Source organism: Amycolatopsis sp. CFH S0740 (assembly GCF_004522315.1).
Lineage (GTDB): Bacteria > Actinomycetota > Actinomycetes > Mycobacteriales > Pseudonocardiaceae > Amycolatopsis > Amycolatopsis nivea.
The window spans coordinates 33490-54688 of sequence record NZ_SDLS01000028.1; the positions used below are offsets into that span (position 1 = coordinate 33490).

Sequence of the window (21199 nt, forward strand, 5' to 3'; positions counted from 1 at the left end):
TGTCTCCTCAGACTGGTGGTTCGCCGGACCCGGGTTCCGGGCCCTGGCAGGGCACCGTACCCGGAGGCGCCGCGCCTGTCACCGACTCCATAGTGTGACGATCTCGGCGGCCCTGCGTCACCCAGTCGCGGAATCGTCCTCGACGTCGCTGACCGTGGGCGCCGGGCGCGCGGCCGAGCGGACCGCGCCCGCGGCGAAGAACGCGAGCAGCTCCGCGACCTCGGCCGGGTCGTCCAGCTGCGGGCAGTGGCCCCAGTCCTCGCGGACGACGAGCCTGCTGTGCGGCACCAGGGTGTGCAGCTTCCGCCCGGACGCGGCCGTCACCAGCTTGTCCTTGCCGCACGCGACCGCGAGCAGCGGGATCTTGATCTGGTCGAGCCGGTAGGCGTCGGCCAGCTCCGCGACGAGCTGCCGGGCCTGTTCGAGCCGGGACGTGGTGGCCCGGTAGTCGGGGAACAGCGTGGTGAACCGCCGGACCTGGCCCGCGTCCGCGTGCCGCGAGTCGGCGTAGAGGATCCGCGGCACGAGCTGTTCGGCGACCGCGCGGACCAGGAAACCCGGCACCGGCAACGGAAGCGAGGAGTACAGCCGCAGCGGCAGCGGATTGCGCCCGACCGTGCGCACCAGCCACGAGTCGACGAAACCGGGCGCGGCGATCGACACCGCGCCGGTGGTCGGCAGCCGGTGGTTCTGCGCCGCGCGCAGGCTCATCGTGCCGCCGAGCGAGTTGCCCGCGAGCACGACCGGGCCGAGCACGGCCTGTTCGCGCACCACCGCGGCGGTGAACGCGTCGAGCTGGGGCAGCATCGGGCCGGGGCGCAGCGGCTGCGCGTCGCCGAAACCAGGAAGGTCGACGGCGATCGCGGCGATGCCCGCGGCGGCTAGTTCTCCGAGTACCGGACGCCACGTGTCGGCACTGTCGCAATACCCGTGGAGCAACACGAGCCGCGGAGCGCGCGGTTTCTCGGTGCCCTTGCGGCGCGTGCGCTTCGGTGCGGGCGCCTCGGCGACGGCGGGCCCGACCTCGAGCACGCGCGTGCGGATCCCGGCGAAGCGCCGGAACGACTCCCGGACGGGCGCCGGGTCGCTGGGGTGCCGGCCGCCCCGGTCGGCGGGTGCGGGCCGCTGCGTCGCGGTCATGTTCTCCAGGTTAACCGCCCAAGGTCGAGTTCTGGTGGAACTTCGGGGGTCACTATCTGATTGCGAAGCAGGGGTGTTGACGATTCACCGGAGAACAGGTAAAAGCGCTGGCCCAGGCTCGTTCGACGAACAAAAGCCCAGGCCAGCGCGGTGCGACCAGGATCAGCGGGTGAAGACGATCTTGCCCGCGGTCTCCCCGGCGGCCATCGCGGCGAATCCCGCGGGGGCCTCCGTGAGGGGGAGCTCGGTGCCGATCTGCGGCTTGATGCCCTTCAGGTCGAGGTAGGCGAGCAGGTCGGCCAGCTCGTCGCGGGTGCCCATGGTCGAGCCGAGGACCCGCAGCTGCAGGAAGAACACGCGCTGCAGGTCGGCCGACGGGTCGGGGCCGCTGGTCGAACCGGACACCACGACCACGCCGCCGGGCTTCAGCGACTTCAGGGTGTGTCCCCAGGTGGCCTTGCCGACGGTCTCGAACACCCCGTCCACCCGCTCGGGCAGCCGCGCGCCGGACTCGAACGTCTGGTGCGCGCCGACGCTCTCGGCCAGCGCGCGCTTCTCCTCGGTGCGCCCGGTGACCCACACGCGGAACCCGGCCGCGCGGCCGAGCGCGATCAGCGCGGTCGACACCCCGCCGGACGCGCCCTGCACCAGCATCGTCTGGCCGGGCCGCAGACCCGACTTCACGAACAGCATCCGGTACGCGGTGAGCCACGCGGTGCCCATCGTCGCGCCCTCGGCGAAGCTCAGGCCGGCCGGCTTCGGCACCGCGTTGCGGGCCGGGACCACGACCTGGTCGGCGAACGTGCCCTGGTGCTTTTCGGTGAGCAGGGTGCGCTTCGGGTCGAGCGTGTCGTCGCCCTGCCAGCCCGGCGCGTTGATCACCGAATGCAGCACGACCTCGGTGCCGTCGTCGAGCGTTCCCGCTCCGTCGCAGCCGAGGATCATCGGGAACTGGTCGGGCTTGATGCCGACGCCGCGCAAGGTCCACAGGTCGTGCATGTTCAGGCTGGCGGCTTTGACGTGCACCCGGACCCAGCCTTCGGGCGCCTCGGGTTCCGGCCGCTCGCCGACGACCAGCGAATCGAGCGGGGACTCGGCGTTGGGTTCCTGCGCGTATACGGCGAACATGGCAGCAACCTACCTCCCCTGCCCGACCCGGCGCAGTCGAGCGCGCGTAGGCTCACACTCGTGTTCGAGGGCTTGGCCAACTGGTGGGACGGGGTCGAGCTGTGGCTTGCCCAAGCCTGGTTCCCCGTGCAGTTCGTGCTGGTGATGGCGGTGCTTGTGCCGCTGTGCCTGCTCGCCGCGTGGGCCATCGACAAGCTGGTCGAACGCTTCGGCCGCTGGTTCGGCACGGCCCGTGACGACGACGGTCCCGGCCGCTCCTAAGCTGGCACACCATGGTCAACCGTAGGCGGATCACCGCTGCGCTCGTCGGTCTCCTCGTGCTGGTGCTCGGCGGGTGGCTCGTCAAGGAAACCGCCGGCTCCTCGGATTCGCCGGCGCCCTCGTCCTCGTCGGGCGCTCCCGCCGCCGCTTCCGGGAAGGTGCCGGGGGCGGACTCCAAGCTGCCGGTCAAACCGCTGTCCTCGCTGCCTTCGCAGGCGAAGGACACGTGGAACCTGATCCAAAAGGGCGGGCCCTACCCGTATCCGCGCAATGACGACGTCGTCTTCCAGAACCGGGAAAAGGTGCTTCCCGCGGAGAAGAACGGCTATTACCACGAGTACACCGTGAAAACGCCGGGCAGCCCGGACCGAGGGGCGCGCCGGCTGATCACGGGGGCGGGGAAAGAGTTGTATTACACAGCCGACCATTACGCGTCGTTCGTCGTTGTGGATCCCGCGCGGTGAGCGGGGAGACGGCGCAGGCCGCGGCGGACGCGGCGTTCGCGCGCGGGGCTTATCCGCACCGGGTCGACGGAACGCGGACGCTGGACAAGCTGTCGGCGCTGGACGCGATCGGCGAGGCGCTTTCCTTCCCGTCTTATTTCGGGCGGAATCTGGACGCCTTGTACGACATGCTCACGGATTTGTCGTGGCTGCCTGCCGGCGAGCACGTGCTGATCTGGACCGGGTCGGACGGGTTGAAGGCGGCCGAGCCCAAGGCGTATCTGGCGGTGCGGAGCGTGCTTTCGGACGCGCAGCGGGCGATGGGCTCCGGGGCGCATCGGCTGACTTTGGTGCTGGTGGATTCTTAAAAAAGCCGTGAGGGGAACCCCGGGGTTCCCCTCACAGGCAGCGTCAGTCCTGCGGAACCCAGTTCGGCTTGCGTTTCTGGGCGAAGGCCTGGATGCCTTCCTGTCCTTCCTCGCTCGCGAAGAAGCCCGCGGACAGGGCGTTCATGTCGGCGAAGCCTTCGGCCGGGGTCGCCGGGCGCGGACGGGCCAGCAGTTCCTTAGTGGCGGCCAGGGCCTTCGGGCCGCCGAGGGTCAGCGACTTGAGGTAGCCCTCGACCGTCTTGTCCAGGTCTTCCGCCGGGACGCAGGCGTTCAGCAGGCCGATCTCCACCGCGCGCTGCGCGTCGAAGACGTCGCCGGTCAGGAAGAGTTCGTGTGCGGCCCGCGCGTTCAGCCGCGGGAGCACCGTCAGGCTGATGACCGCCGGGATGACGCCGATCCGGACCTCCGAGAAGGCGAACGTCGCTTCCGGGACCGCGACCGCGATGTCGCACGCGGCGACCATGCCGATGCCGCCCGCGCGAGCCGGGCCCGCCAGCCGCGCGACCACCGGCTTCGGGCTCGTCCACAACTGGTCCAGGATCCGCGGGAACTCGTTCACGCCCTGGTCGGACGAACCGGCGCCGCGGGCCTCCTTCAAGTCCATGCCCGCGCAGAAGACCGGGCCGGTGTGGGTCAGCTGCACCACGCGCACCGCGTCGTCCTCGCGAGCCTTCGTCAGCGACTCGCTCAGTTCCCGCCGCAGCTGCGCCGACAGCGCATTGCGGTTGTGCGGGGAGTCCAGGGTGATCGTGGCGATGCCGGCCGCCACCTCGTAGTGCACCAGTTCGTCAGCCATGCCTGACACTTTCGCACACCGCCCGTCCTGGAGCGGGTGTGAAGTTTATGCACGAAAACTCGTGCATGAAAACTCGTGCACCGCTACCTTGGGGGCATGGCAGAACCTCGTCGCGCTGATCTGAAGGCGCTCAAGGCGCTCGCGAACCCGTTGCGGCAGCGGATTCTCGAGCTGCTGTCCTCGTCCGGACCGGCGACCTCCACGACGCTCGCCGAGCGGCTGGGCGTGACCAGCGGCGGGACGAGTTACAACCTGCGGGTCCTGGCGGAGAACGGGTTCGTCGAGGAGCTTCCCGAACGCGCGCGCGGGCGGGAGCGCTGGTGGCGCGCCGTGCCGCATGACGTGCGGTTGCCGCCTGCCGAGGACGATCCGGCGAAGGCGGCGATCGGCGAACTGCACCGGCTGTGGCTCGCGGGCGACACCGAACTGTACGAACGGTTCGAGCGCGAGCGGCCGCAGCTGGGGGAGTGGGCGGACGCGATTCCGTACTCGCGCGGCGCGATCACCGTGACCCTGGACGAGCTGGGCGACTTCTTCGAGGCGTATCTCGCTTTGCTGCGGCGGTATCAGCGGACGGACGAGGAGACGCCGGAGGGGGCGCGCCGGGTCGAGACGCGGATGCTCGCGTTCCCGGCTCCGGGCGGAGAGGAGGCCGTCCGGGACTGAATCCGAGGAAGGCCCTGGGTGCCGAGCGGCCACTCGGCACCCAGGAATAAGGGAAAACGCGCACGATCTCCCGAAGCAAGGAGAACACTTCATGCTGCCCTGGGGCAAATCGCGGCTCGCCGCCGCGATCCTCGTGCTGGGCTCGGTCCTGCCGACCGCCCAGCCGGTATCAGCACCACCGTCCGGCGACGTCAGCTTCACCGGTTCGGGCGGAATCACGTTGCACGGCACGGTATTCCGGCCGGACGGTCCGGCGAAATCCGCGATCGTCCTGCAAGGCGGTTCGGACTGGCGGACGCGGGACAACCTTCGCGTGCAGGCCGAGATGTTCAGGCGGCTCGGCGTCACGACACTCGTGTACGACCGGCGTACCAGTGGTTATTCCAAGACCCAGCGCGATTACGGCGTGCTGGCGGACGATCTGGTATCGGCGGTCCGCGCGTTGCGGGCGCATTCGGGAGCCGCCGAGGTCGGCGTCTGGGGCGTCAGCGAGGGCGCGTGGGTCGCGCCGCTCGCCGCGACGCGGACAGCGGACATCTCGTATGTGATCACCGTCGGCGGATCCGGTATGGGCGGTGCCCGGCAGACCTCGTGGTACTGGGGCAATGTCCTTCGCCACCAAGGGATTTCCGGTTCGCTGCTGACGACATTGCCGGTGCGGGGAACGCGGTTCGCCGTCGGAGCAGGACTGTTTCCCGAGGCGGACTACGACCCGGTGCCGGTGCTGCGACGGCTGAAACAGCCGATCCTGGCGTTGTGGGGCGACCTCGACATCAACCACGTACCGGTCGAGAGCTCGCGGATCTTCGCGGAAGCGTTGGCGCAGCACCCGAATCACACGATCCGGTTCATCGCCGGTGGCGGGCCGGATCTCTACGCGACCAGCGACGCCGGGTTCGACCGGCTGTCGCGGGTCGTGCCGGGCTATCCGGCAGCGGTCGCGGATTGGCTGGCGGCTCGGCAGGGCGTGCACGTCGAGACCGCGGCCTTCGCGCAGCGGCCGTCGGAAGCGCTCCCGCCGTTGGCCTGGTGGGAATCTGTTGCGGCGCAGGGGATTGCGCTCATCCTGCTGCTTGCCGGGTTTGTGGTCGGCGGGGTGGTTGCCCTGGTGCGTCGCCGGGGGACCAGATCGTCGCGGTGGCTGGCCGGACTGGGGACGGCGACGGTCGCCGGATTCGTCGGGATGCTCGGCTGGGCGCAGATGTCCGGGATGAAGGATCTCGGACCGGTCATCGGCGGACGGCCGTTGCCGTGGCTGGCGGTGCAGGTGCTGGCGGTCGCGACGGTGGCGGCGTGGGCGGTAACCCTTGCCGGGCTGCGGAAACCGGACCGGCGGCGCGGGGCGATCGCGCCGCTCGCGGCCGGGCTGGTGTTCGTGCCGTGGGCGGTCTACTGGGGACTGCTGCTGCCGTGAATCGGCCGCGGCCACCCGGGCGCAGCGGGTGGCCGCGGTCCGGGTCAGCCGATGGTCGTGGTGGTGAAAACCGGGCTCGGGTTGGGGAAGCACGCCGTCGGCGCGGTCACGTCGCCGATGATGCTGCTCGCCACGGCCTTGAAGGTCAGGCCGGGGTCGCTGTAGCTGGTGCCGGACAGTTTCGTTTCGATCGTGCCGGAGTCGCCTGCCTTGAGGTGCGCGGTGATGGTCGGCAGTTCGAAGGTCGAACCGCCGGCGATCGGGCCGGGGAAGCTCAGCGTCGCGACGCCGTCGGCCACGCTGATCGTCGGCGCGGTGTCGCCGAGGCCGGAGCCGCCGGCGAGGTCGGCGCTGACGTAGGTCGAGTTGGCCGGGACGGGGAACTTCAGCGCGAAGGTGTTGATGTTCTTGACCTTGTTGCCGCCGACGTCGCTCGGGACGGTGTTGGGCGCGGGGTCGATGACGACGTCGAACGCGCCGCCGGGCGCGACCGTCGCGGGTGCGGTGACGTCGGCGTTCTGGGTCAGCGAAACCTGCTGCGGGCCGACCACCGGTGCGTCGGCCTGGCAGTCGAAGTTGATCGCGGTCGCGGCGGACGCCGGGGCCGCCAGCGCGAGCGGAAGGGCGGCGGCCGCCGTCAGCGCGGCCAGCCGGTAAAAGTGAGGTGCTTTCATCTGTGTGCTCCTACCTGCGGGTTTCACGGGGGAGAGAGAAAGCTGCGCAGCGATTAGAGAGTTACCGGCAAGTTAAGTAGCGCGTCAAGGATTGACCGTTCACAGCAGCGCACGGTGACGAAAAATGTGAATACTGCTCACCTTGTGGCGGTAACAGTGGGCTGATCGGCCGTTCGGGCCTACCGACGGTGGTCCGACAGGGCGAGCCAGGCCAGTTCGACCCAGCGCTGCCGGGCGGGCTCCGGAACGTCCGCGCCCGGCGAGGTGGCGAGGAGCAGGCCGATGTCGTCGGCGGAGATTCCCGGGCGCAAGGCGTCGTCCCGATGGGCGGCGGTGATCAGGGATTCGATCGTGCGGGTGGCGTGCTGGCGCATCGCTTGCAGCGGCTCGGGCGACAGGTTCGAGAGTGCGGTGCGGAGAAGGCGTTCTTCGCTGAGGTCGACGACGACGCGGCGGATCAGGTCGAGAAGTTCGTCGGCCGCGCTGGCCTGCCCGGCAGCGACGCGGGCGGCGGCGTTGTCGAGCACGTCGGCGATCGCGGTGCCGAGGTCTTCGGCGATCTCCCGCACCAGATCCTGTTTGGTCGGGAAATGCCGGTAGAGAGTGCCGACGGCGACCCCGGCTTCGGCGGCGATTTCGTCCATTCCGGCTTCGGGGCCACGAGTCACCAGCAAACGTCGCGCAGCCGCGAGGATTGCCGCCCGGTTTCGTGCCGCGTCTGCCCGCACTGCTCGCTCCTTGCCGATAAAGGTGAACTGATGGTTCACTATACAACATGAACGAGTGGTTCAGGTTGGCGAGCGGACGCGTCGCGGTGGTCACCGGAGCGAACACCGGCCTCGGCTTCGCCACGGCCCGCGCATTGGCTGAGCACGGGGCCTGGGTCGTGCTGGCCTGCCGAGACGAGCGGAAAGCACGCGACGCGGCGAGCCGGATCGGCCGGGGAACCCAGGTCGTCCGGCTGGACCTGGCGTCGCTGGACTCCGTGCGGGAGGCGGCCGGCGAGCTGCGCGCCCGGCACGACCGGATCGACCTGCTGATCAACAACGCGGGCGTGACCAACGCGCCCGGCCGCACCGCGGACGGGTTCGAGATGCAGTTCGGGGTGAACCACCTCGGCCACTTCGCGTGGACCGCGCTGCTGCTCGACCGGTTGCTGGAAGTGCCGGGCTCGCGGGTGGTGACGGTCAGCAGCATCGCGCACCGGTTCGGCCGGATCGACCCGGAAGACTTGCGCGCGGCCAGCGGGTATTCGGCGTCGAAACTGGCCAATCTGCTGTTCGCCTACGAACTCGCGAAACGCTTGCGGGGCACCGAAACCGTCTCGCTGGCCGCGCATCCCGGCGGGGCGACTACCGAGATTTTCCGGCACTCGTCGTCCGTGTTCCGGGGTGCGAACCTGGCGATCGCGCGGCTGTTCGGGCGGACGCCCGCGATGGGTGCGTTGCCGACCCTGCGGGCGGCGACCGATCCCGGCGCGCGCAACGGCGAGTATTACGGCCCCGGCGGGCTTTTCGAGATCCGCGGCTACCCGGAGCTGGTCAAGTCCAGCGCGCGCTCGCACGACGCCGACCTGCAGAAGCGGTTGTGGGAGGCCTCGCTGCGGGCGACCGGGGTGGGCTGCCCGGTGTGAAGGTCAGGCGGCGGTGCGCAGCAGCCCGGAAATCGCGGCGGCGTACCGGCCGATCACCACGTCCGCCACGCGCGGGTCGTCCGCGAGCGGCTCGGCGATGAACGCGCCCGGGTCGGCCTCGCGGGCCAGCGCCGCGATCCGGTCCGGCAGCAGGCCGGGGGCCAGGAACCACGACGCCACCACGAGATGCCGCGCGCCGCGGTCGCGCAGCCGGGCCGCGGCGGCCGGGATGTCCGGCTGGGTCGCGCTGGCGAACGCCTCGCTGACCGGCAGGCCGAGCCGCTTTTCCCAGCGTGCGGCCACTCCGGCGACGACCGCGTTGGCCTCGGGGTTCGAGGAGCCGACCGCGCTCAGCAGCACCCCGGTTCCGCCGCGGCGGCGGGCTCCGGCGAGCCGGTCGAGGGCGACGGCTTCGAGAGCCGGGTCGGCGCCGAGCACGTCCGACACCCGGATCCGGAACCCGGGGCACTCCGCGGTCACCTCGTCGACCAGCGCGGGCAGGTCGACCCGGGCGTGAAAAGCGCTGCCCAGCAACAACGGCACGACGACCGCGGAGCGGTGCCCCTGTGCGTAAAGCCCGCGGAGCACGTCGGTGACCCGCGGCTCCGACAGGTCGAGGAACGACTCGTGCACGTCCAGCCCCGGCGCCTGCGCACGGACGACGTCGACCAGCGCCCGCACCGTCGCGGCGGAGCGGGGATCGCGACTGCCGTGCGCGACGGCGACCAGGGGCGGCGTCACGAGAATCGCTCGCCGACGAGACCGGCGGCGAGCGTGTCGCCGTCCTTCGGGTCGATCACCAGGAACGCGCCGGTGCGCGGGCTCACGCCGTAGTCGTCCACCGGCAGCGGCTCGGCCAGCTGCAGGCTGACGCTGCCGATGTCGTTGAGCTCCAGGCTTGCCGGAGAGTCCACACTGGACAGGGTCTGCTCGTCGAACCGGGCGTGCAACTCGGTGGCGAGCCCCTGCACGGTCCGGGCGCCGTGCTTGATCAGCACCCGCGCGCCGGTCTTGAGCGGCTTCGACGACAGCCAGCACAGCGTGCCGGTGATCTCGTCCGTGACCTCCGGCGACGCGTCGGCGGCCGCGATCAGGTCGCCTCGGCTGATGTCGATGTCGTCGGAGAGCAGCAGGGTCACCGAGGTGCCGGCGCCTGCTTCTTCCAACGGCCCGTCCGCGGTGTCGATCCGCTCGACGCGGCTGCGGATCCCTTGCGGCTGCACGACGATTTCGTCGCCCGGACGCACCGTTCCGGCGGCGATCTGGCCGGCGTAGCCGCGGTAGTCCGGATACTCGGCGGTGCGCGGGCGGATCACGTACTGCACCGGGAACCGCAGCGCCGAATCGTGCGGATCCGGTGCCACCGGCACGTTTTCGAGGTGCTCCAGCAGAGACGGGCCGTCGTACCACGGGGTCCGCTCGGACCGGGTCGCCACATTGTCGCCGACCAGCGCGGAAACCGGGATGGCGACGACGGACGCCGAGTCGTAGCCGAGGGATTCCGCGTGCGCGGTGAACTCCTTGGCGATGACGCTGAAGGTGTTCTCGTCGTAGTCGACGAGGTCGATCTTGTTCACCGCCAGCACCAGTTGCGGCACGCCGAGCAGCGCGAGCACGGCCGCGTGCCGCCGGGTCTGCTCGACCACGCCGTTGCGCGCGTCGACCAGCAGCACCGCGAGCTGCGCGGTGGACGCGCCGGTGACCGTGTTGCGCGTGTACTGCACGTGCCCCGGGGTGTCGGCGAGCACGAACGACCGCTTCGGCGTGGCGAAATACCGGTACGCGACGTCGATCGTGATGCCCTGTTCGCGCTCCGAGCGCAGGCCGTCGACGAGCAGCGAAAGGTCCGGAGTGGACAGTCCTTTGTCGACGGACGCGCGGGTGACCGCGTCGAGCTGGTCGGCGAGGACGGACTTGGTGTCGTACAGCAGCCGCCCGACCAGCGTGGACTTCCCGTCGTCCACGCTGCCCGCGGTGGCCAGCCTCAGCAGGCTCGACATCAGAAGTAGCCCTCCCGTTTGCGGTCTTCCATGGCCGCTTCGGACATCCGGTCGTCGGCGCGGGTGGCGCCGCGTTCGGTGAGCCGCGAAGCCTGGACCTCGGCGATCACTTCCTCCACAGTGGACGCCGTGGATTCGATCGCGCCGGTGCACGAACCGTCGCCGACGGTCCGGTAGCGCACGCTCAGCTCGCGCACGTCCTCGCCGGGACGCGGCCCGCCCCACGGGCCCTCGCTGAGCCACATGCCGTCGCGCTGGTAGACCGCGCGCTGGTGGGCGTAGTAAATCGAGGGCAGCTCGACCTTTTCCCGCGCGATGTAGTTCCACACGTCGGCCTCGGTCCAGTTGGACAGCGGGAACACGCGGACCTGCTCGCCGGGACGGTGCCGCCCGTTGTAGAGGTTCCACAGCTCGGGCCGCTGCCGACGCGGCTCCCACTGGCCGAAAGCGTTGCGCAGGCTGAAGATCCGCTCCTTCGCCCGCGCCCGCTCCTCGTCGCGGCGGCCGCCGCCGAAGACCGCGTCGAACTTGTTCTCCGCGATGGTTTCCAGCAGCGGCGTGGTCTGCAGCGGGTTGCGCAGGCCGTCGGCGCGTTCCTCGAGCCGCCCGTCGTCGATCCAGTCCTGGACCTTCGCGACGACCAGGCGCAGGCCGTGCTTTTCGACGACGCGGTCGCGGAACTCGAGGACCTCGTCGAAGTTGTGCCCGGTGTCCACGTGCAGCAGCGGGAACGGCACCGGCGCGGGCCAGAAGGCCTTGATCGCCAGGTGCAGCATCAGTGTCGAGTCCTTGCCGCCGGAGAACAGGATCACCGGCCGGTCGAACTCGCCCGCGACCTCGCGGAAGATGTGGATGGCCTCGGACTCAAGGGCGGCCAGGTTGTCGACAGCCGCGTCGGCCGCCGGTTCCAAAGTCGTCATGCGTCCTCTCTCAGCCGTGCAATCCGCACTCGGTCTTCGACTGCCCGGCCCACCGGCCGCTGCGCGGATCCTGCCCCGGCTCGACCTTCGCCGTGCAGGGCGCGCAGCCGATCGACAGGTAGCCGATCGACACCAGCGGGTTCTCCAGGATGCCGTTCTCGTGCAGGTAGCCGTTGAACTCGTCGTCGGTCCACGCCGCGATCGGGTTGATCTTCACCAGGCCGTTGCGCTCGTCCCAGGTGACGATCGGCGTGTTCGCGCGGGTCGGCGCGTCCACCCGGCGCACGCCGGTGACCCACGCCGAGTACTTGCCGAGCGTCTGCCGCAGCGGCACGACCTTGCGCAGGAAACAGCACTGCCCGGGGTCGCGTTCGTGCAGTTTCGGCCCGTACTCCGCGTCCTGTTCGGCGACGCTCTGCTCGGCCTGCGCGTTGACGATCCGCACGTCCGGGTACACCGTCTGCACCGCGTCGCGCACGCCGAGGGTTTCGGCGAAGTGGTAGCCGGTCTCCAGGAACAGCACGTCCACCGCGGGCTTGACCTTCGTGGCGAGGTCGATCAGGACCGCGTCCTGCATGTTCGACGCCACGATGAAGTCGTCGCCGAAGGTGTCGGCCGTCCAGCGCAGCGCCTCCTCGGCGGTCGCGTCGGCCAGTTCCTTTTCGGCGCGCTCGGCCAGCGCCCGGTAGTCCGCCACCGCGGTCACTGCAGCACCCCTTCGTCCGCCCGCAGCACCCACTGCGGGAAGCGTTCGCCCGGTTCGCGGCCCGCGACGTACGCGCGCACCACGCGTTCCACGTACTCGACCAGTTCGCCCGCGGTGACCTTGTGGCCGCGCAGCTTCCGGCCGAACCCGGCGTCGGCGCCGAGCCCGCCGCCGAGGTGCACCTGGAAGCCCTCGACCTGGTTGCCGTCGGCGTCGGTGACGATCTGGCCCTTGAGCCCGATGTCCGCGGTCTGCACGCGGGCGCAGGAGTTGGGGCAGCCGTTGAGGTGCACCGTCACCGGCGTTTCGAGCTGCGCGTTGATGTCGGCGAGCGACTTCTCCAGGTCCGCGACCAGCTGCTGCGCGCGCACCTTCGTCTCGACGATCGCGAGCTTGCAGAACTCCAGCCCGGTGCACGCCATCACGCTGCGCCGCCACGGCGACGGCTTGGTCTGCAGGCCCAGTTCGGCCAGTTCCGCTTGCAGCGCCGGGACTTCCGCCTCCGGCACGTCGAGCACGACCAGCTTCTGCAGCGGGGTCAGCCGCACCCGGCGCGACCCGGCGCGCTCGGCCGCGTCGGCGACCGCGACCAGGGTGCTGCCCGACACCCGGCCGGCGATCGGCGCGGCGCCGAGGTAGAACTTGCCGTCCTTCTGCTTGTGCACGCCGACGTGGTCGACCGGGACGGCCGGGTTCTGCACCGCCGGTCCGTCGATCAGCTTCCGCTTCAGGTACTGCGTTTCGAGAACTTCCCGGAATTTCTCCGGACCCCAGTCCTTGACCAGGAACTTCAGCCGCGCCCGCGAACGGAGCCGCCGGTAGCCGTAGTCGCGGAAGATGGAGACGACGCCTTCCCAGACGTCGGCCGCCTCGTCCAGCGGGACCCACACGCCGAGCCGCTGGGCGAGCATCGGGTTCGTGGACAGCCCGCCGCCGACCCACAGGTCGAGGCCGGGGCCGTGCTCGGGGTGGTCGACGCCGACGAAGGAGATGTCGTTGATCTCGTGCACGATGTCCGGCAGCCCGGAGATCGCGGTCTTGAACTTCCGCGGCAGGTTCGAAAACCGCGGGTCGCCGATGTAGCGGCGGCGGATCTCCTCGAGCGCGGGCGAGGCGTCGAGCACCTCGTCCTCGGCGATCCCGGCGACCGGCGAACCGAGCATGCCGCGCGGGCTGTCGCCGCAGGCCTCGGTGGTGGTCAGGCCGACCGACTCGAGCCGCGACCAGATCGCGGGCACGTCCTCGATCCCGATCCAGTGGTACTGGATGTTCTGCCGGTCGGTGATGTCCGCGGTGTCGCGCGCGTGCTTCTGCGACAGCTCGCCGAGCACCCGCAGCTGCTCGGTGGTGAGCGCGCCGCCGTCGGTGCGGACGCGCATCATCAGGTACTTGTCTTCCAGCTCCTCCGGCTCCAGCTGCGCGGTGCGGCCGCCGTCGATGCCCGGCTTGCGCTGGGTGTAGAGGCCGAACCAGCGGAACCGGCCGCGCAGGTCGCCCGGGTCGATCGCGTCGAAGCCCCGGTGCGCGTAGATGTTCTCGATCCGCGCGCGGACGTTGAGCGGGTTGTCGTCCTTCTTCGACTGCTCGTTCGGGTTCAGCGGCTCCCGGTAGCCGAGCGCCCACTGGCCCTCGCCGCGCTTCTGGCGCGTCCGAGGCGTGCGGCCCTTCGCGGGCGTTTCACGCGGGGGTGCGGACATGGAGATCCTCCGGGCGGGGTTGTCGAGGCGGCTCCGCCGCGGCGTCGGCGCGGGGCGGCAGCGGGCCGGTGGTCCAGGTGGTGGGCTGGGCAGGCTTGGCGCGGGAGTCAGCGAACAGGCCGGCAGAGCGCGCTCGCGACCCGGAGAAGGTCGACGTGGCGGCGCGCCACGAGAAGGACACCGGCAGGACTCACCGGCTCAGATTGCCACGCGGGCCGAACGTCGTCCAAGGGCGTCCGGATCGTGGGAGAAGGCTCACTCCAGCGGTGCGAAACCGTCCCGGATGTGCATGGGGCGGGCGATCTGCCAGGTCTTTCCCGTCTTTCGGACTCTTGGTGAGACGGTATCGGCGGCTTGGCGGCGGAGGGTGCGCCCGGCGTTGCATCGTTCGGCGGCCGAACTTTCCGCCGGGTGGCGCAGGGGCGCGCGGGGACCCGGGCGCGGCGGGGGAGAATGGACGTCGTGCCTGTTCCCGACACCCACCGTGCTTCCGCCGGACTGCCCGAGACCGCGCTCGCGGGCCTCGGCACCCGTCCGTTCGGCGTGTACGTCCACGTGCCGTTCTGCGCGACCCGCTGCGGTTACTGCGACTTCAACACCTACACCGCGGGCGAACTCGGCTCCGCCGCCTCGCCGCGGTCGTGGCTGGACGCGCTGCGCCGCGAGCTGGAGCTCGGTGCGGAAATCCTCGGCAACGCACCGCAGGCCGAAACGGTGTTCGTCGGCGGCGGGACCCCGTCCATGCTCGGTGCGGACGGGCTGGCCGAGGTGCTCGACGGCGTGCGGTCGGTGTTCGGGCTCGCGCCGGGTGCGGAGGTGACGACCGAATCTAACCCGGAGTCCACTTCGCCCGAGTTCTTCGCGGGCATCCGTGACGCGGGTTACACCCGGGTTTCGCTGGGCATGCAGTCCGCGGCCCGGCACGTGCTGAAGGTGCTCGACCGCGTGCACACCCCTGGCCGTCCGGTCGACGCCGCGCGCGAGGCCCGGGCCGCCGGGTTCGAGCACGTCAATCTCGACCTTATTTACGGCACGCCGGGGGAGCGCGTCGAAGACCTGCGCGCGTCGCTCGACGCCGTGCTTTCGGCGGGCGTCGACCACGTGTCGGCGTACGCGCTCATCGTGGAGGACGGCACGGCGCTGGCCCGCCGGGTGCGGCGCGGCGAACTGCCCGCACCGGACGACGACACGCTGGCCAGCTACTACGAGATGATCGACTCCGTCCTCGCCGGCGCTGGCCTGACCTGGTACGAGGTGTCGAACTGGGCGACTGGCGAGGCGGCGCGGTGCCGCCACAACCTCGGCTACTGGCAGGGCGGCGACTGGTGGGGCGCCGGGCCGGGCGCGCACAGCCACGTCGGCGGCGTGCGGTGGTGGAACGTCAAACATCCGGCCAAGTACTCCAGCCTCCTCGCGGAGGGGCAGAGCCCGGAAGCCGACCGCGAGGTGCTCACCCCGGAGGACCAGCACCTGGAACGGATCATGCTGGAGCTTCGGATCTCCGACGGACTGGCGCTGTCCGCGCTCGACGAGGCCGGAATGAAGGAGGCTCGGGCGGCCGCCGCGGAGGGCTTGCTCGAACAGTCCGATTTGGACAGTCGGGGCCGCGCGGTGCTCACGGATCGCGGCCGCCTGCTCGCGGACGCCGTGGTCCGGAGGCTCGCCGGCTGAATTTGCGCCCGCCGGGCATAAAATCGTCCGATCGTTTGTTGGACTAACCATACGAGCGAGGGAGACGCGTATGCCGCAGGCGGTCAGATACGGCGAACACGGCGGGATCGAAGTGCTGCAGCTGGCCGAAGTGCCCCGGCCGGTGCCGGAATCCGGACAGGTGCTCGTGCGGGTCCGGGCCGCGGGGATCAATCCGGGGGAAACGAAGATCCGGGTGGGTGCGCTGGCCGAGCGCTGGCCGTCCACCTTCCCGTCCGGGCAGGGCAGCGACCTGGCCGGAGTGGTGGCCGAACTGGGCCCGGACGTCGAAGAAATCCAGGTGGGGGACGAGGTCGTCGGCTTCGTGCACACCCGCTCCAGCCACGCCGAGTACGTGCTCGTCCCGGCGGAGCATCTCGTCCCGAAGCCGGACGGGCTGTCGTGGGAGGTCGCGGGCGGCTTGTTCGTGGCCGGAACGACCGCGTACGCCGCGGTCGGCGCGGTGTGCCCGCGCGAGGGCGAGACGATCGTCGTGTCCGGAGCCGCCGGAGGGGTCGGCTCGCTCGCCGTGCAACTGGCGAAGCTCACCGGCGCGACCGTCATCGGCATTGCCGGCGAAGCGAACCACGAGTGGTTGCGCGAGCACGAGATCGTCCCGATCGCGTACGGCGAAGGGCTCGAAGAGCGGCTCCGCGAGCTGACTGGCGACCGGGTGGACGCGTTCATCGACACCTACGGCGACGGTTACGTCGAACTGGCCTTGCGGCTCGGCGTCTACCCCGGCCGGATCGACACGGTGGTCGACTTCGACGCCGCTGAGAAGTACCGGGTGAAGACCGAGGGCAACATCGCCGGCGCGAGCGCCGAGGTCATGCGCGACCTCGTTGCCTTGGCGGACAAGGGATTGCTCGAGGTCCCGATCGCCGCGACGTATCCGCTCGCGGAGGTCCAAGCCGCCTACCGCGAGCTGGAACAGGGACACGCGCGCGGGAAGATCGTGCTCACTTTCTGACCATCGCCGCCAGCCCGGCCACGAACGCCTCCAAGGCGAATTCGAGCCGGGCCTGGCTGGTGTCCGCGGTGAAGAATTCCCCGGCCTGCAACAGGTTCGGGAACGCGCTCGCCGGCAGCGACCGCATGTAGTCCGCCATCTGCCGCTCGCGTTCGCTCATTTTCTCCGGGTCGTAATCGCCGAACGTCCAGCCGCTCGCTTCGTAGGCGAATGCCTTGGTGTACGTGCTCAACGCGTCGCCGGCGAACACCGCCTGCCGCAGATCCAGGCCGCCCGCGCGCAGCAGCTGAAGCATGATTTCGCCCTGCCGCAACGAATTCGGCGTCACCGGGATCGGCGTCTGCCACGCGACCTTCGCGATGCCCGGATACGCCATCATCGCCCGGATCTGGTGCCGCACCTGCTCTTTGACCTGTTCGGTCCACCGCTGCGGATCCGGTTCCGGGCACGGCACCTCGCTCAGCGCCGCGTCGAGCATCAGCTCGTCCAGTTCCTCTTTGTTGGCCACGTACGCGTAAAGCGACGCGGGCCCGGTCTCCAGCTGCTGCGCGACCCGGCGCATCGAGACGGCGTCGATGCCCTCGGCGGCGAGGATTTCGAGCGCGGTTTTCACGATCAGTTCCTGCGACAGCATCTGCTTCGCGGCGCGCCGGCGCGGGCTCGGCGTCCGGCGCCAGGGCGGGGGCGGTGCGGTCATTCCCGAAGCCTAGACGACCTCCGCGCTTGACGCGAACGGTGTTCGTGAGTACAACTGGACCTCGTACGCGAACGACGTTCGTTAAGGAGTGTCAGCATGTCGCAGCGCGAAGAAGTCCTGTCCGTCCTCACCCGCCTCGCCGACGCGTGGAACAGCGGCGACGCCACCGCCTACGGGAATCTGTTCACCGAAGACGCCGATTACGTGACGTTCTTCGGGTTCCGGTCCGAGGGTCGCCAGGCGATCGCGGACTCGCACCGGGAGTTGTTCCAGGGGCCGCTGAAGGGCTCGAAGCTCACCGGCTTCGGCGAACCGCGGGTGCGTTTCCTGCGGGACGACGTCGCGGTCATCGTGACCGGCGGCGGTTCGTCGCTGACCGGAGGCGACGACCCGGCGGCGGAAGGCCGTGAAAGCACGCTGACCTACGTCCTGGTGCGGGGCGACGACGGGTGGCGGATCACCGCGTTCCAGAACACCCGGGTGTCGAAGCCGTGGGAAGCGTGAGAACGATCGTCGAGGTCTCCGGAGTCGTCTCGGCCGCGCCCGCGGAGGTGTTCGCGCGGCTGGAAAAGCGGTTGACCGCGGCGGACCGCTCGATGAAGCTGGAAGCGGATCGCGATCGCCGGTTCCTGGCCGCGCAAGGCGGCTGGTGGTACCGCGGCGAGTACGAGGTCGCCGACGACCCGGCCGGAGCCCGCGTCACGCACCGCGTCCGCAACGCCGCGACCGGGCAGTGGTGGGCGGTGCTGCTGGCGAACCGGTTCTTCGCCGGGTATCGGGGCCGGGTCAGGGCGGGCTTCCGGGCGACGCTCGCCGGACTCGGGGACGGCGGCACTGGGCGGAACGGGTGAAGGCGCGTACCGTGGAAGCCGCGACTTAGGTAAACCTTACTGAAACAGGGGTGTTCGATGGCCGAAGGTCCGGCGCGCAAGGGGAGGACCGCGGTGCGGCTGGAGGTGCTGCGCAAGGAGCACCTCACGCCGCACATGATCCGGATCGTGGCCGGCGGCGAGGGGCTCAAGGATTTCCGCCCGAACGAGTTCACCGACGCGTACGTGAAGGTGATCTTCAAGGTGGCCGGGGTGGAGTATCCGGAGCCGTTCGACCTGAACCGGATCCGCGAAGAACTGCCGCGCGAGCACGCTCCGCGGCTGCGCACGTACACCGTCCGCTCGTACGACGAGGCCGCGGGCGAACTGGTGCTCGACTTCGTCGTGCACGGCGACGAGGGGCTCGCCGGGCCGTGGGCGCAGCGCGCACAGCCGGGCGACGAGCTGCTGCTGGCCGGTCCGGGCGGGGCGTACGCGCCGCGCGCCGACGCCGGCTGGCATCTGCTGGTGGGCGACGAATCGGCGGTGCCCGCCATCGCCGCCGCGCTGGAGGCGCTGCCGGCGGGGGCGCGGGCGCACGTGTTCCTGCTCGTGGCGGACAAATCGGAGCACCAGCCGCTCGCGACCAAGGCCGACGCGCAGGTCACGTGGCTGCACCGCTCGGCGTCCGACGATCTGGTCGCCGCGGTGAAGGCGCTGCCGTGGCCGGACGAGGACGTGCACGCGTTCGTCCACGGCGAGGCCGGGTTCGTGCGGGAGTTGCGGCGGTACCTGTTCGACGAGCGCGGCGTCGCGCGGGACGCGGTGTCGCTGTCCGGATACTGGCGCGAGGGCAAGAACGACGAGGCCTGGCGCGAGGAAAAGGCGGCGGAGCGGAAGGCGGCCAGTCCGGCGTAAGGTCGCCGCCATGGCGACCGAGGTGAAGGTGGAGGCCGATCCGGCCGACGCGGGTTTCGACGGGGCACGACTGCAGCGGATCGACCGGCATTTCGCCCGGTACGTCGACGACGGCTTGCTGCCGGGCTTCCTCGCGGTGGTGAGCAGGCACGGCCGGATCGTGCACGTCGCGTCGCACGGCTCGCGCGACGTCGAGGCGGGCGTCCCGGTCGAGACCGACACGATCTGGCGGATCTTCTCGATGACGAAGCCGGTCACCTCGGTGGCGGCGATGACGTTCGTCGAGGAGGGCCTGATCGACCTCACCGACCCGATTTCCCGGTGGCTGCCCGAATTCGCCGAGCCGCGGGTGTACGCGAAAGGTTCGGCGCTGGCTCCGGTCACCGAGCCGGCGACCGAACCGATCCGGCTGTGGCACCTGCTTTCGCACACCGCGGGCCTCACCTACGGCTTCCACCACACGCACCCGGTCGACGCGGTCTACCGGGCAGGCGGGTACGAATGGGGCACGCCGCCCGGGCTGGACCTGGCGGAATGCACCAAGGCGTGGGCCCGGTTCCCGCTCGTGTTCCAGCCGGGCGCGGAATGGAACTACTCGGTGGCGAGCGACGTCCTCGGCCGGCTGGTCGAGGTGCTCGCGGGCAAGCCGCTCGACGAGGTGTTCGCCGAGCGGATCTTCGGCCCGCTGGGCATGGAAGACACCGGGTTCTGGACTTCGGACACCGACCGGCTGGCGGCGTTGTACCTGCCCGCGCCGGGGACGAAGAAGCTGGTCCGCAACGACGCCTTCGGCGCGGTGGGCACGTCGCGTCCGGCATGTCTTTCGGGCGGCGGCGGCCTGGTTTCGACGGCGGCGGACTACCACCGGTTCACACAGATGCTGCTGCGCCGCGGCGAACTCGACGGCGTGCGGGTGCTGAGCCCGCGCACGGTGGACCTGATGACGGCCAACCACCTGCCGGGCCATGTGGACCTGGAGGCGTACGGGCGCCCGCTGTTCGCGGAAATGCCTTTCGACGGGTACGGCTTCGGGCTGGGCTTCTCGGTCCTGATCGACTCGGTGAAGGCGAAAACCCTTGCCACGCCCGGCGAATACGCGTGGGGCGGGGCCGCGTCGACGGCGTTCTGGGTGGATCCGGACGAGGACCTGACGGTCGCGTTCTACACGCAGCTGCTGCCGTCGTCGACCCATCCGATCCGGCAGCAGCTGCGGCAGTTGGTGTACCAGGCGATGCTGGACTGATCAGGCGGTCAGCTTAGGAATCACGTGCGCCCCGTACGCGGCCATCGTCTCCTCCCGCTCGTCGTGCATCAGGTACAGCGCGAACTGGTCCACCCCCAGCTCCGCCAGTTCCTCCAGCCGCGCGATGTGCGCCGAGGCCGGGCCGAGCAGGCAGAACCGGTCGACGATCTCGTCCGGCACGAACGCGGTCGACGGGTTCCCGGCGCGGCCGTGGTGGGAGTAGTCGTAGCCTTCGCGCTCGCGGATGTAGTCGGTCAGCTCGTGCGGCACCGGGCCGGACGAGCCGTACCGGGCCACCAGGTCCGCGACGTGGTTGCCGACCATTCCGCCGAACCAGCGGAGCTGTTCCCGTTGGTGCGCCAGGTCTTCGCCGACGTACGCCGGGGCCGCGACGCAGATCGTGATCCCGCCCGGATCGCGCCCGGCCGCCCGGGCGGCGTCCCGGACCGCGCCGACGGTCCAGCGGGCGATGGCCGGGTCGGCGCATTGCAGGATGAAACCGTCCGCGTGTTCGCCGACGGTCCGCAACGCCTTCGGGCCGTACCCGGCCATCCACATTTCCAGCCGTCCGCCGCGAATCCACGGGATCCGGACCGCGGTGTCGTTCATCGTGACCTCGCGGCCCTCGGCGAGATCCTTCACCACGCGCATGCATTCCCGCACGGTGGCCAAAGTGGACGGCGGACGGCCGACCACCCGGTGCGCGGAGTCGCCGCGGCCGATGCCGCACACCGTGCGGTTGCCGAACATGTCGTTGAGCGTCGCGAAGGTCGACGCCATCACCGACCAGTCCCGCGTGCCCGGGCTGGTCACCATCGGGCCCACGACCAGCGCGGACGTCGCTTCGAGGATCCGCGAGTAGATCACGAACGGTTCCTGCCACAGCACGCACGAGTCGAACGTCCAGCCGTACCGGAACCCGGCGTCCTCGGCGGCCTTCATCATCCGCACGACCTCCGCCGCGGGCGGGTCGGTCTGCAGCACGATCCCGAAATCCATCAGG

The 21199-nt window shown here is 70.4% G+C and carries 25 protein-coding genes; 12 read left to right on the top strand and 13 right to left on the bottom strand.

Annotated elements, in window-relative coordinates:
• Positions 1-117: 117 nt before the first annotated feature.
• Both EIZ45_RS35000 and EIZ45_RS35005 read right to left on the bottom strand, forming a co-directional pair.
• Positions 118-1140, bottom strand: coding sequence for an alpha/beta fold hydrolase (locus EIZ45_RS35000; RefSeq protein ID WP_134663028.1), 1023 nt, complete (start codon positions 1138-1140; stop codon positions 118-120).
• Between the two features lie 162 nt (positions 1141-1302).
• Entirely contained in the window at positions 1303-2268 is a 966-nt protein-coding gene (locus EIZ45_RS35005; protein WP_037813695.1) for a zinc-binding dehydrogenase, read from the bottom strand.
• Positions 2269-2328: 60 nt separating this feature from the next.
• Here EIZ45_RS35005 and EIZ45_RS35010 point away from each other — a divergent pair, with 60 nt between their 5' ends.
• The 3 genes from EIZ45_RS35010 to EIZ45_RS35020 are packed head-to-tail and all read left to right on the top strand — an operon-like array spanning position 2329 to position 3340.
• Entirely contained in the window at positions 2329-2529 is a 201-nt protein-coding gene (locus tag EIZ45_RS35010; RefSeq protein WP_037813693.1) for a hypothetical protein, read from the top strand.
• Between the two features lie 11 nt (positions 2530-2540).
• Positions 2541-2993: a ribonuclease domain-containing protein gene (locus EIZ45_RS35015; protein WP_134663027.1), complete on the top strand. Its 453-nt coding sequence runs from the start codon at positions 2541-2543 to the stop codon at positions 2991-2993.
• Complete coding sequence (locus tag EIZ45_RS35020; protein WP_037813689.1) at positions 2990-3340, top strand: barstar family protein; 351 nt, start codon at positions 2990-2992, stop codon at positions 3338-3340. Before EIZ45_RS35015 ends, EIZ45_RS35020 begins: the two co-directional genes overlap by 4 nt.
• A 43-nt stretch (positions 3341-3383) precedes the next feature.
• Here EIZ45_RS35020 and EIZ45_RS35025 read toward each other — a convergent pair whose 3' ends face one another.
• Positions 3384-4157 (bottom strand): enoyl-CoA hydratase-related protein, encoded by a 774-nt coding sequence (locus EIZ45_RS35025; RefSeq protein WP_134663026.1) that lies wholly within the window; start codon positions 4155-4157, stop codon positions 3384-3386.
• A gap of 96 nt (positions 4158-4253) precedes the next feature.
• Here EIZ45_RS35025 and EIZ45_RS35030 point away from each other — a divergent pair, with 96 nt between their 5' ends.
• Entirely contained in the window at positions 4254-4823 is a 570-nt protein-coding gene (locus EIZ45_RS35030; RefSeq protein WP_134663025.1) for a transcriptional regulator, read from the top strand.
• A 91-nt stretch (positions 4824-4914) separates the two neighbouring features.
• Positions 4915-6237, top strand: a complete 1323-nt coding sequence (locus EIZ45_RS35035) for a S9 family peptidase (RefSeq protein WP_134663024.1) — start codon at positions 4915-4917, stop codon at positions 6235-6237.
• Between the two features lie 44 nt (positions 6238-6281).
• On the opposite strand, the gene EIZ45_RS35040 is transcribed toward EIZ45_RS35035, so the two are convergent.
• Together EIZ45_RS35040 and EIZ45_RS35045 are read right to left on the bottom strand one after the other, a co-directional pair.
• On the bottom strand, positions 6282-6911 hold the full coding sequence (locus EIZ45_RS35040) for a hypothetical protein (protein ID WP_037813684.1): 630 nt from the start codon (positions 6909-6911) through the stop codon (positions 6282-6284).
• A 179-nt stretch (positions 6912-7090) separates the two neighbouring features.
• Positions 7091-7639 carry a TetR/AcrR family transcriptional regulator gene (locus tag EIZ45_RS35045; RefSeq protein ID WP_167756650.1) on the bottom strand — a complete coding sequence of 183 codons (549 nt, stop codon included), beginning with the start codon at positions 7637-7639 and terminating at the stop codon, positions 7091-7093.
• A 47-nt stretch (positions 7640-7686) separates the two neighbouring features.
• Here EIZ45_RS35045 and EIZ45_RS35050 point away from each other — a divergent pair, with 47 nt between their 5' ends.
• A complete protein-coding gene (locus EIZ45_RS35050; RefSeq protein ID WP_134663022.1) occupies positions 7687-8544 on the top strand; it encodes an oxidoreductase in 858 nt (285 codons plus the stop codon).
• A gap of 3 nt (positions 8545-8547) precedes the next feature.
• Here EIZ45_RS35050 and EIZ45_RS35055 read toward each other — a convergent pair whose 3' ends face one another.
• The 6 genes from EIZ45_RS35055 to EIZ45_RS47735 form a co-directional block, all read right to left on the bottom strand.
• The gene (locus tag EIZ45_RS35055; RefSeq protein ID WP_134663021.1) at positions 8548-9285 is read right to left on the bottom strand and encodes a sirohydrochlorin chelatase; all 738 of its coding nucleotides are present in this window, start codon (positions 9283-9285) and stop codon (positions 8548-8550) included.
• Positions 9282-10544 carry a sulfate adenylyltransferase subunit 1 gene (locus EIZ45_RS35060; protein WP_134663020.1) on the bottom strand — a complete coding sequence of 421 codons (1263 nt, stop codon included), beginning with the start codon at positions 10542-10544 and terminating at the stop codon, positions 9282-9284. The genes EIZ45_RS35055 and EIZ45_RS35060 overlap by 4 nt, the downstream gene beginning before the upstream one ends.
• The gene (gene cysD / locus EIZ45_RS35065) at positions 10544-11464 is read right to left on the bottom strand and encodes a sulfate adenylyltransferase subunit CysD (protein ID WP_037813676.1); all 921 of its coding nucleotides are present in this window, start codon (positions 11462-11464) and stop codon (positions 10544-10546) included. The genes EIZ45_RS35060 and cysD overlap by 1 nt, the downstream gene beginning before the upstream one ends.
• Before the next feature lie 10 nt (positions 11465-11474).
• Positions 11475-12170 (bottom strand): phosphoadenylyl-sulfate reductase, encoded by a 696-nt coding sequence (locus EIZ45_RS35070; protein ID WP_134663019.1) that lies wholly within the window; start codon positions 12168-12170, stop codon positions 11475-11477.
• Positions 12167-13867 carry a nitrite/sulfite reductase gene (locus tag EIZ45_RS35075; protein WP_134663018.1) on the bottom strand — a complete coding sequence of 567 codons (1701 nt, stop codon included), beginning with the start codon at positions 13865-13867 and terminating at the stop codon, positions 12167-12169. Before EIZ45_RS35075 ends, EIZ45_RS35070 begins: the two co-directional genes overlap by 4 nt.
• 107 nt (positions 13868-13974) lie before the next feature.
• The gene (locus tag EIZ45_RS47735; RefSeq protein WP_370318228.1) at positions 13975-14397 is read right to left on the bottom strand and encodes a putative leader peptide; all 423 of its coding nucleotides are present in this window, start codon (positions 14395-14397) and stop codon (positions 13975-13977) included.
• Between EIZ45_RS47735 and hemW the strand changes: the two genes are divergently transcribed.
• The gene (gene hemW / locus EIZ45_RS35080) at positions 14321-15538 is read left to right on the top strand and encodes a radical SAM family heme chaperone HemW (RefSeq protein WP_134663017.1); all 1218 of its coding nucleotides are present in this window, start codon (positions 14321-14323) and stop codon (positions 15536-15538) included. The two genes, EIZ45_RS47735 and hemW, sit on opposite strands and share 77 nt — an antisense overlap.
• 70 nt (positions 15539-15608) lie before the next feature.
• Complete coding sequence (locus EIZ45_RS35085; RefSeq protein ID WP_037813661.1) at positions 15609-16529, top strand: NADP-dependent oxidoreductase; 921 nt, start codon at positions 15609-15611, stop codon at positions 16527-16529.
• Here EIZ45_RS35085 and EIZ45_RS35090 read toward each other — a convergent pair.
• Entirely contained in the window at positions 16519-17226 is a 708-nt protein-coding gene (locus EIZ45_RS35090) for a TetR/AcrR family transcriptional regulator (protein WP_107051056.1), read from the bottom strand. The two genes, EIZ45_RS35085 and EIZ45_RS35090, sit on opposite strands and share 11 nt — an antisense overlap.
• A 96-nt stretch (positions 17227-17322) precedes the next feature.
• Here EIZ45_RS35090 and EIZ45_RS35095 point away from each other — a divergent pair, with 96 nt between their 5' ends.
• The 4 genes from EIZ45_RS35095 to EIZ45_RS35110 are packed head-to-tail and all read left to right on the top strand — an operon-like array spanning position 17323 to position 20196.
• Positions 17323-17730: an SgcJ/EcaC family oxidoreductase gene (locus tag EIZ45_RS35095; protein ID WP_043837374.1), complete on the top strand. Its 408-nt coding sequence runs from the start codon at positions 17323-17325 to the stop codon at positions 17728-17730.
• Positions 17718-18077, top strand: a complete 360-nt coding sequence (locus EIZ45_RS35100) for a hypothetical protein (protein WP_238605184.1) — start codon at positions 17718-17720, stop codon at positions 18075-18077. Before EIZ45_RS35095 ends, EIZ45_RS35100 begins: the two co-directional genes overlap by 13 nt.
• Before the next feature lie 57 nt (positions 18078-18134).
• Entirely contained in the window at positions 18135-18953 is an 819-nt protein-coding gene (locus EIZ45_RS35105) for a siderophore-interacting protein (RefSeq protein ID WP_043837376.1), read from the top strand.
• 10 nt (positions 18954-18963) lie between these two features.
• Entirely contained in the window at positions 18964-20196 is a 1233-nt protein-coding gene (locus EIZ45_RS35110) for a serine hydrolase (RefSeq protein ID WP_043837378.1), read from the top strand.
• On the opposite strand, the gene EIZ45_RS35115 is transcribed toward EIZ45_RS35110, so the two are convergent.
• Entirely contained in the window at positions 20197-21195 is a 999-nt protein-coding gene (locus EIZ45_RS35115) for a TIGR03842 family LLM class F420-dependent oxidoreductase (protein ID WP_134663016.1), read from the bottom strand.
• Between the last annotated feature and the right edge of the window lie 4 nt (positions 21196-21199).

Bases quoted from the DNA above. Each gene is read 5' to 3' on its own strand.
- EIZ45_RS35000 (WP_134663028.1), bottom strand. From the start codon at position 1,140: ATGACCGCGACGCAGCGGCCCGCACCCGCCGACCGGGGCGGCCGGCAC.
- EIZ45_RS35040 (WP_037813684.1), bottom strand. From the start codon at position 6,911: ATGAAAGCACCTCACTTTTACCGGCTGGCCGCGCTGACGGCGGCCGCC.
- EIZ45_RS35015 (WP_134663027.1), top strand. From the start codon at position 2,541: ATGGTCAACCGTAGGCGGATCACCGCTGCGCTCGTCGGTCTCCTCGTG.
- EIZ45_RS35005 (WP_037813695.1), bottom strand. From the start codon at position 2,268: ATGTTCGCCGTATACGCGCAGGAACCCAACGCCGAGTCCCCGCTCGAT.
- EIZ45_RS35095 (WP_043837374.1), top strand. From the start codon at position 17,323: ATGTCGCAGCGCGAAGAAGTCCTGTCCGTCCTCACCCGCCTCGCCGAC.
- EIZ45_RS35090 (WP_107051056.1), bottom strand. From the start codon at position 17,226: ATGACCGCACCGCCCCCGCCCTGGCGCCGGACGCCGAGCCCGCGCCGG.
- EIZ45_RS35115 (WP_134663016.1), bottom strand. From the start codon at position 21,195: ATGGATTTCGGGATCGTGCTGCAGACCGACCCGCCCGCGGCGGAGGTC.
- EIZ45_RS35030 (WP_134663025.1), top strand. From the start codon at position 4,254: ATGGCAGAACCTCGTCGCGCTGATCTGAAGGCGCTCAAGGCGCTCGCG.
- EIZ45_RS35085 (WP_037813661.1), top strand. From the start codon at position 15,609: ATGCCGCAGGCGGTCAGATACGGCGAACACGGCGGGATCGAAGTGCTG.
- EIZ45_RS35025 (WP_134663026.1), bottom strand. From the start codon at position 4,157: ATGGCTGACGAACTGGTGCACTACGAGGTGGCGGCCGGCATCGCCACG.
- EIZ45_RS35060 (WP_134663020.1), bottom strand. From the start codon at position 10,544: ATGTCGAGCCTGCTGAGGCTGGCCACCGCGGGCAGCGTGGACGACGGG.
- cysD (WP_037813676.1), bottom strand. From the start codon at position 11,464: ATGACGACTTTGGAACCGGCGGCCGACGCGGCTGTCGACAACCTGGCC.
- EIZ45_RS35110 (WP_043837378.1), top strand. From the start codon at position 18,964: ATGGCGACCGAGGTGAAGGTGGAGGCCGATCCGGCCGACGCGGGTTTC.
- EIZ45_RS35105 (WP_043837376.1), top strand. From the start codon at position 18,135: ATGGCCGAAGGTCCGGCGCGCAAGGGGAGGACCGCGGTGCGGCTGGAG.
- EIZ45_RS35035 (WP_134663024.1), top strand. From the start codon at position 4,915: ATGCTGCCCTGGGGCAAATCGCGGCTCGCCGCCGCGATCCTCGTGCTG.
- EIZ45_RS35075 (WP_134663018.1), bottom strand. From the start codon at position 13,867: ATGTCCGCACCCCCGCGTGAAACGCCCGCGAAGGGCCGCACGCCTCGG.
- EIZ45_RS35050 (WP_134663022.1), top strand. From the start codon at position 7,687: ATGAACGAGTGGTTCAGGTTGGCGAGCGGACGCGTCGCGGTGGTCACC.
- hemW (WP_134663017.1), top strand. From the start codon at position 14,321: ATGGACGTCGTGCCTGTTCCCGACACCCACCGTGCTTCCGCCGGACTG.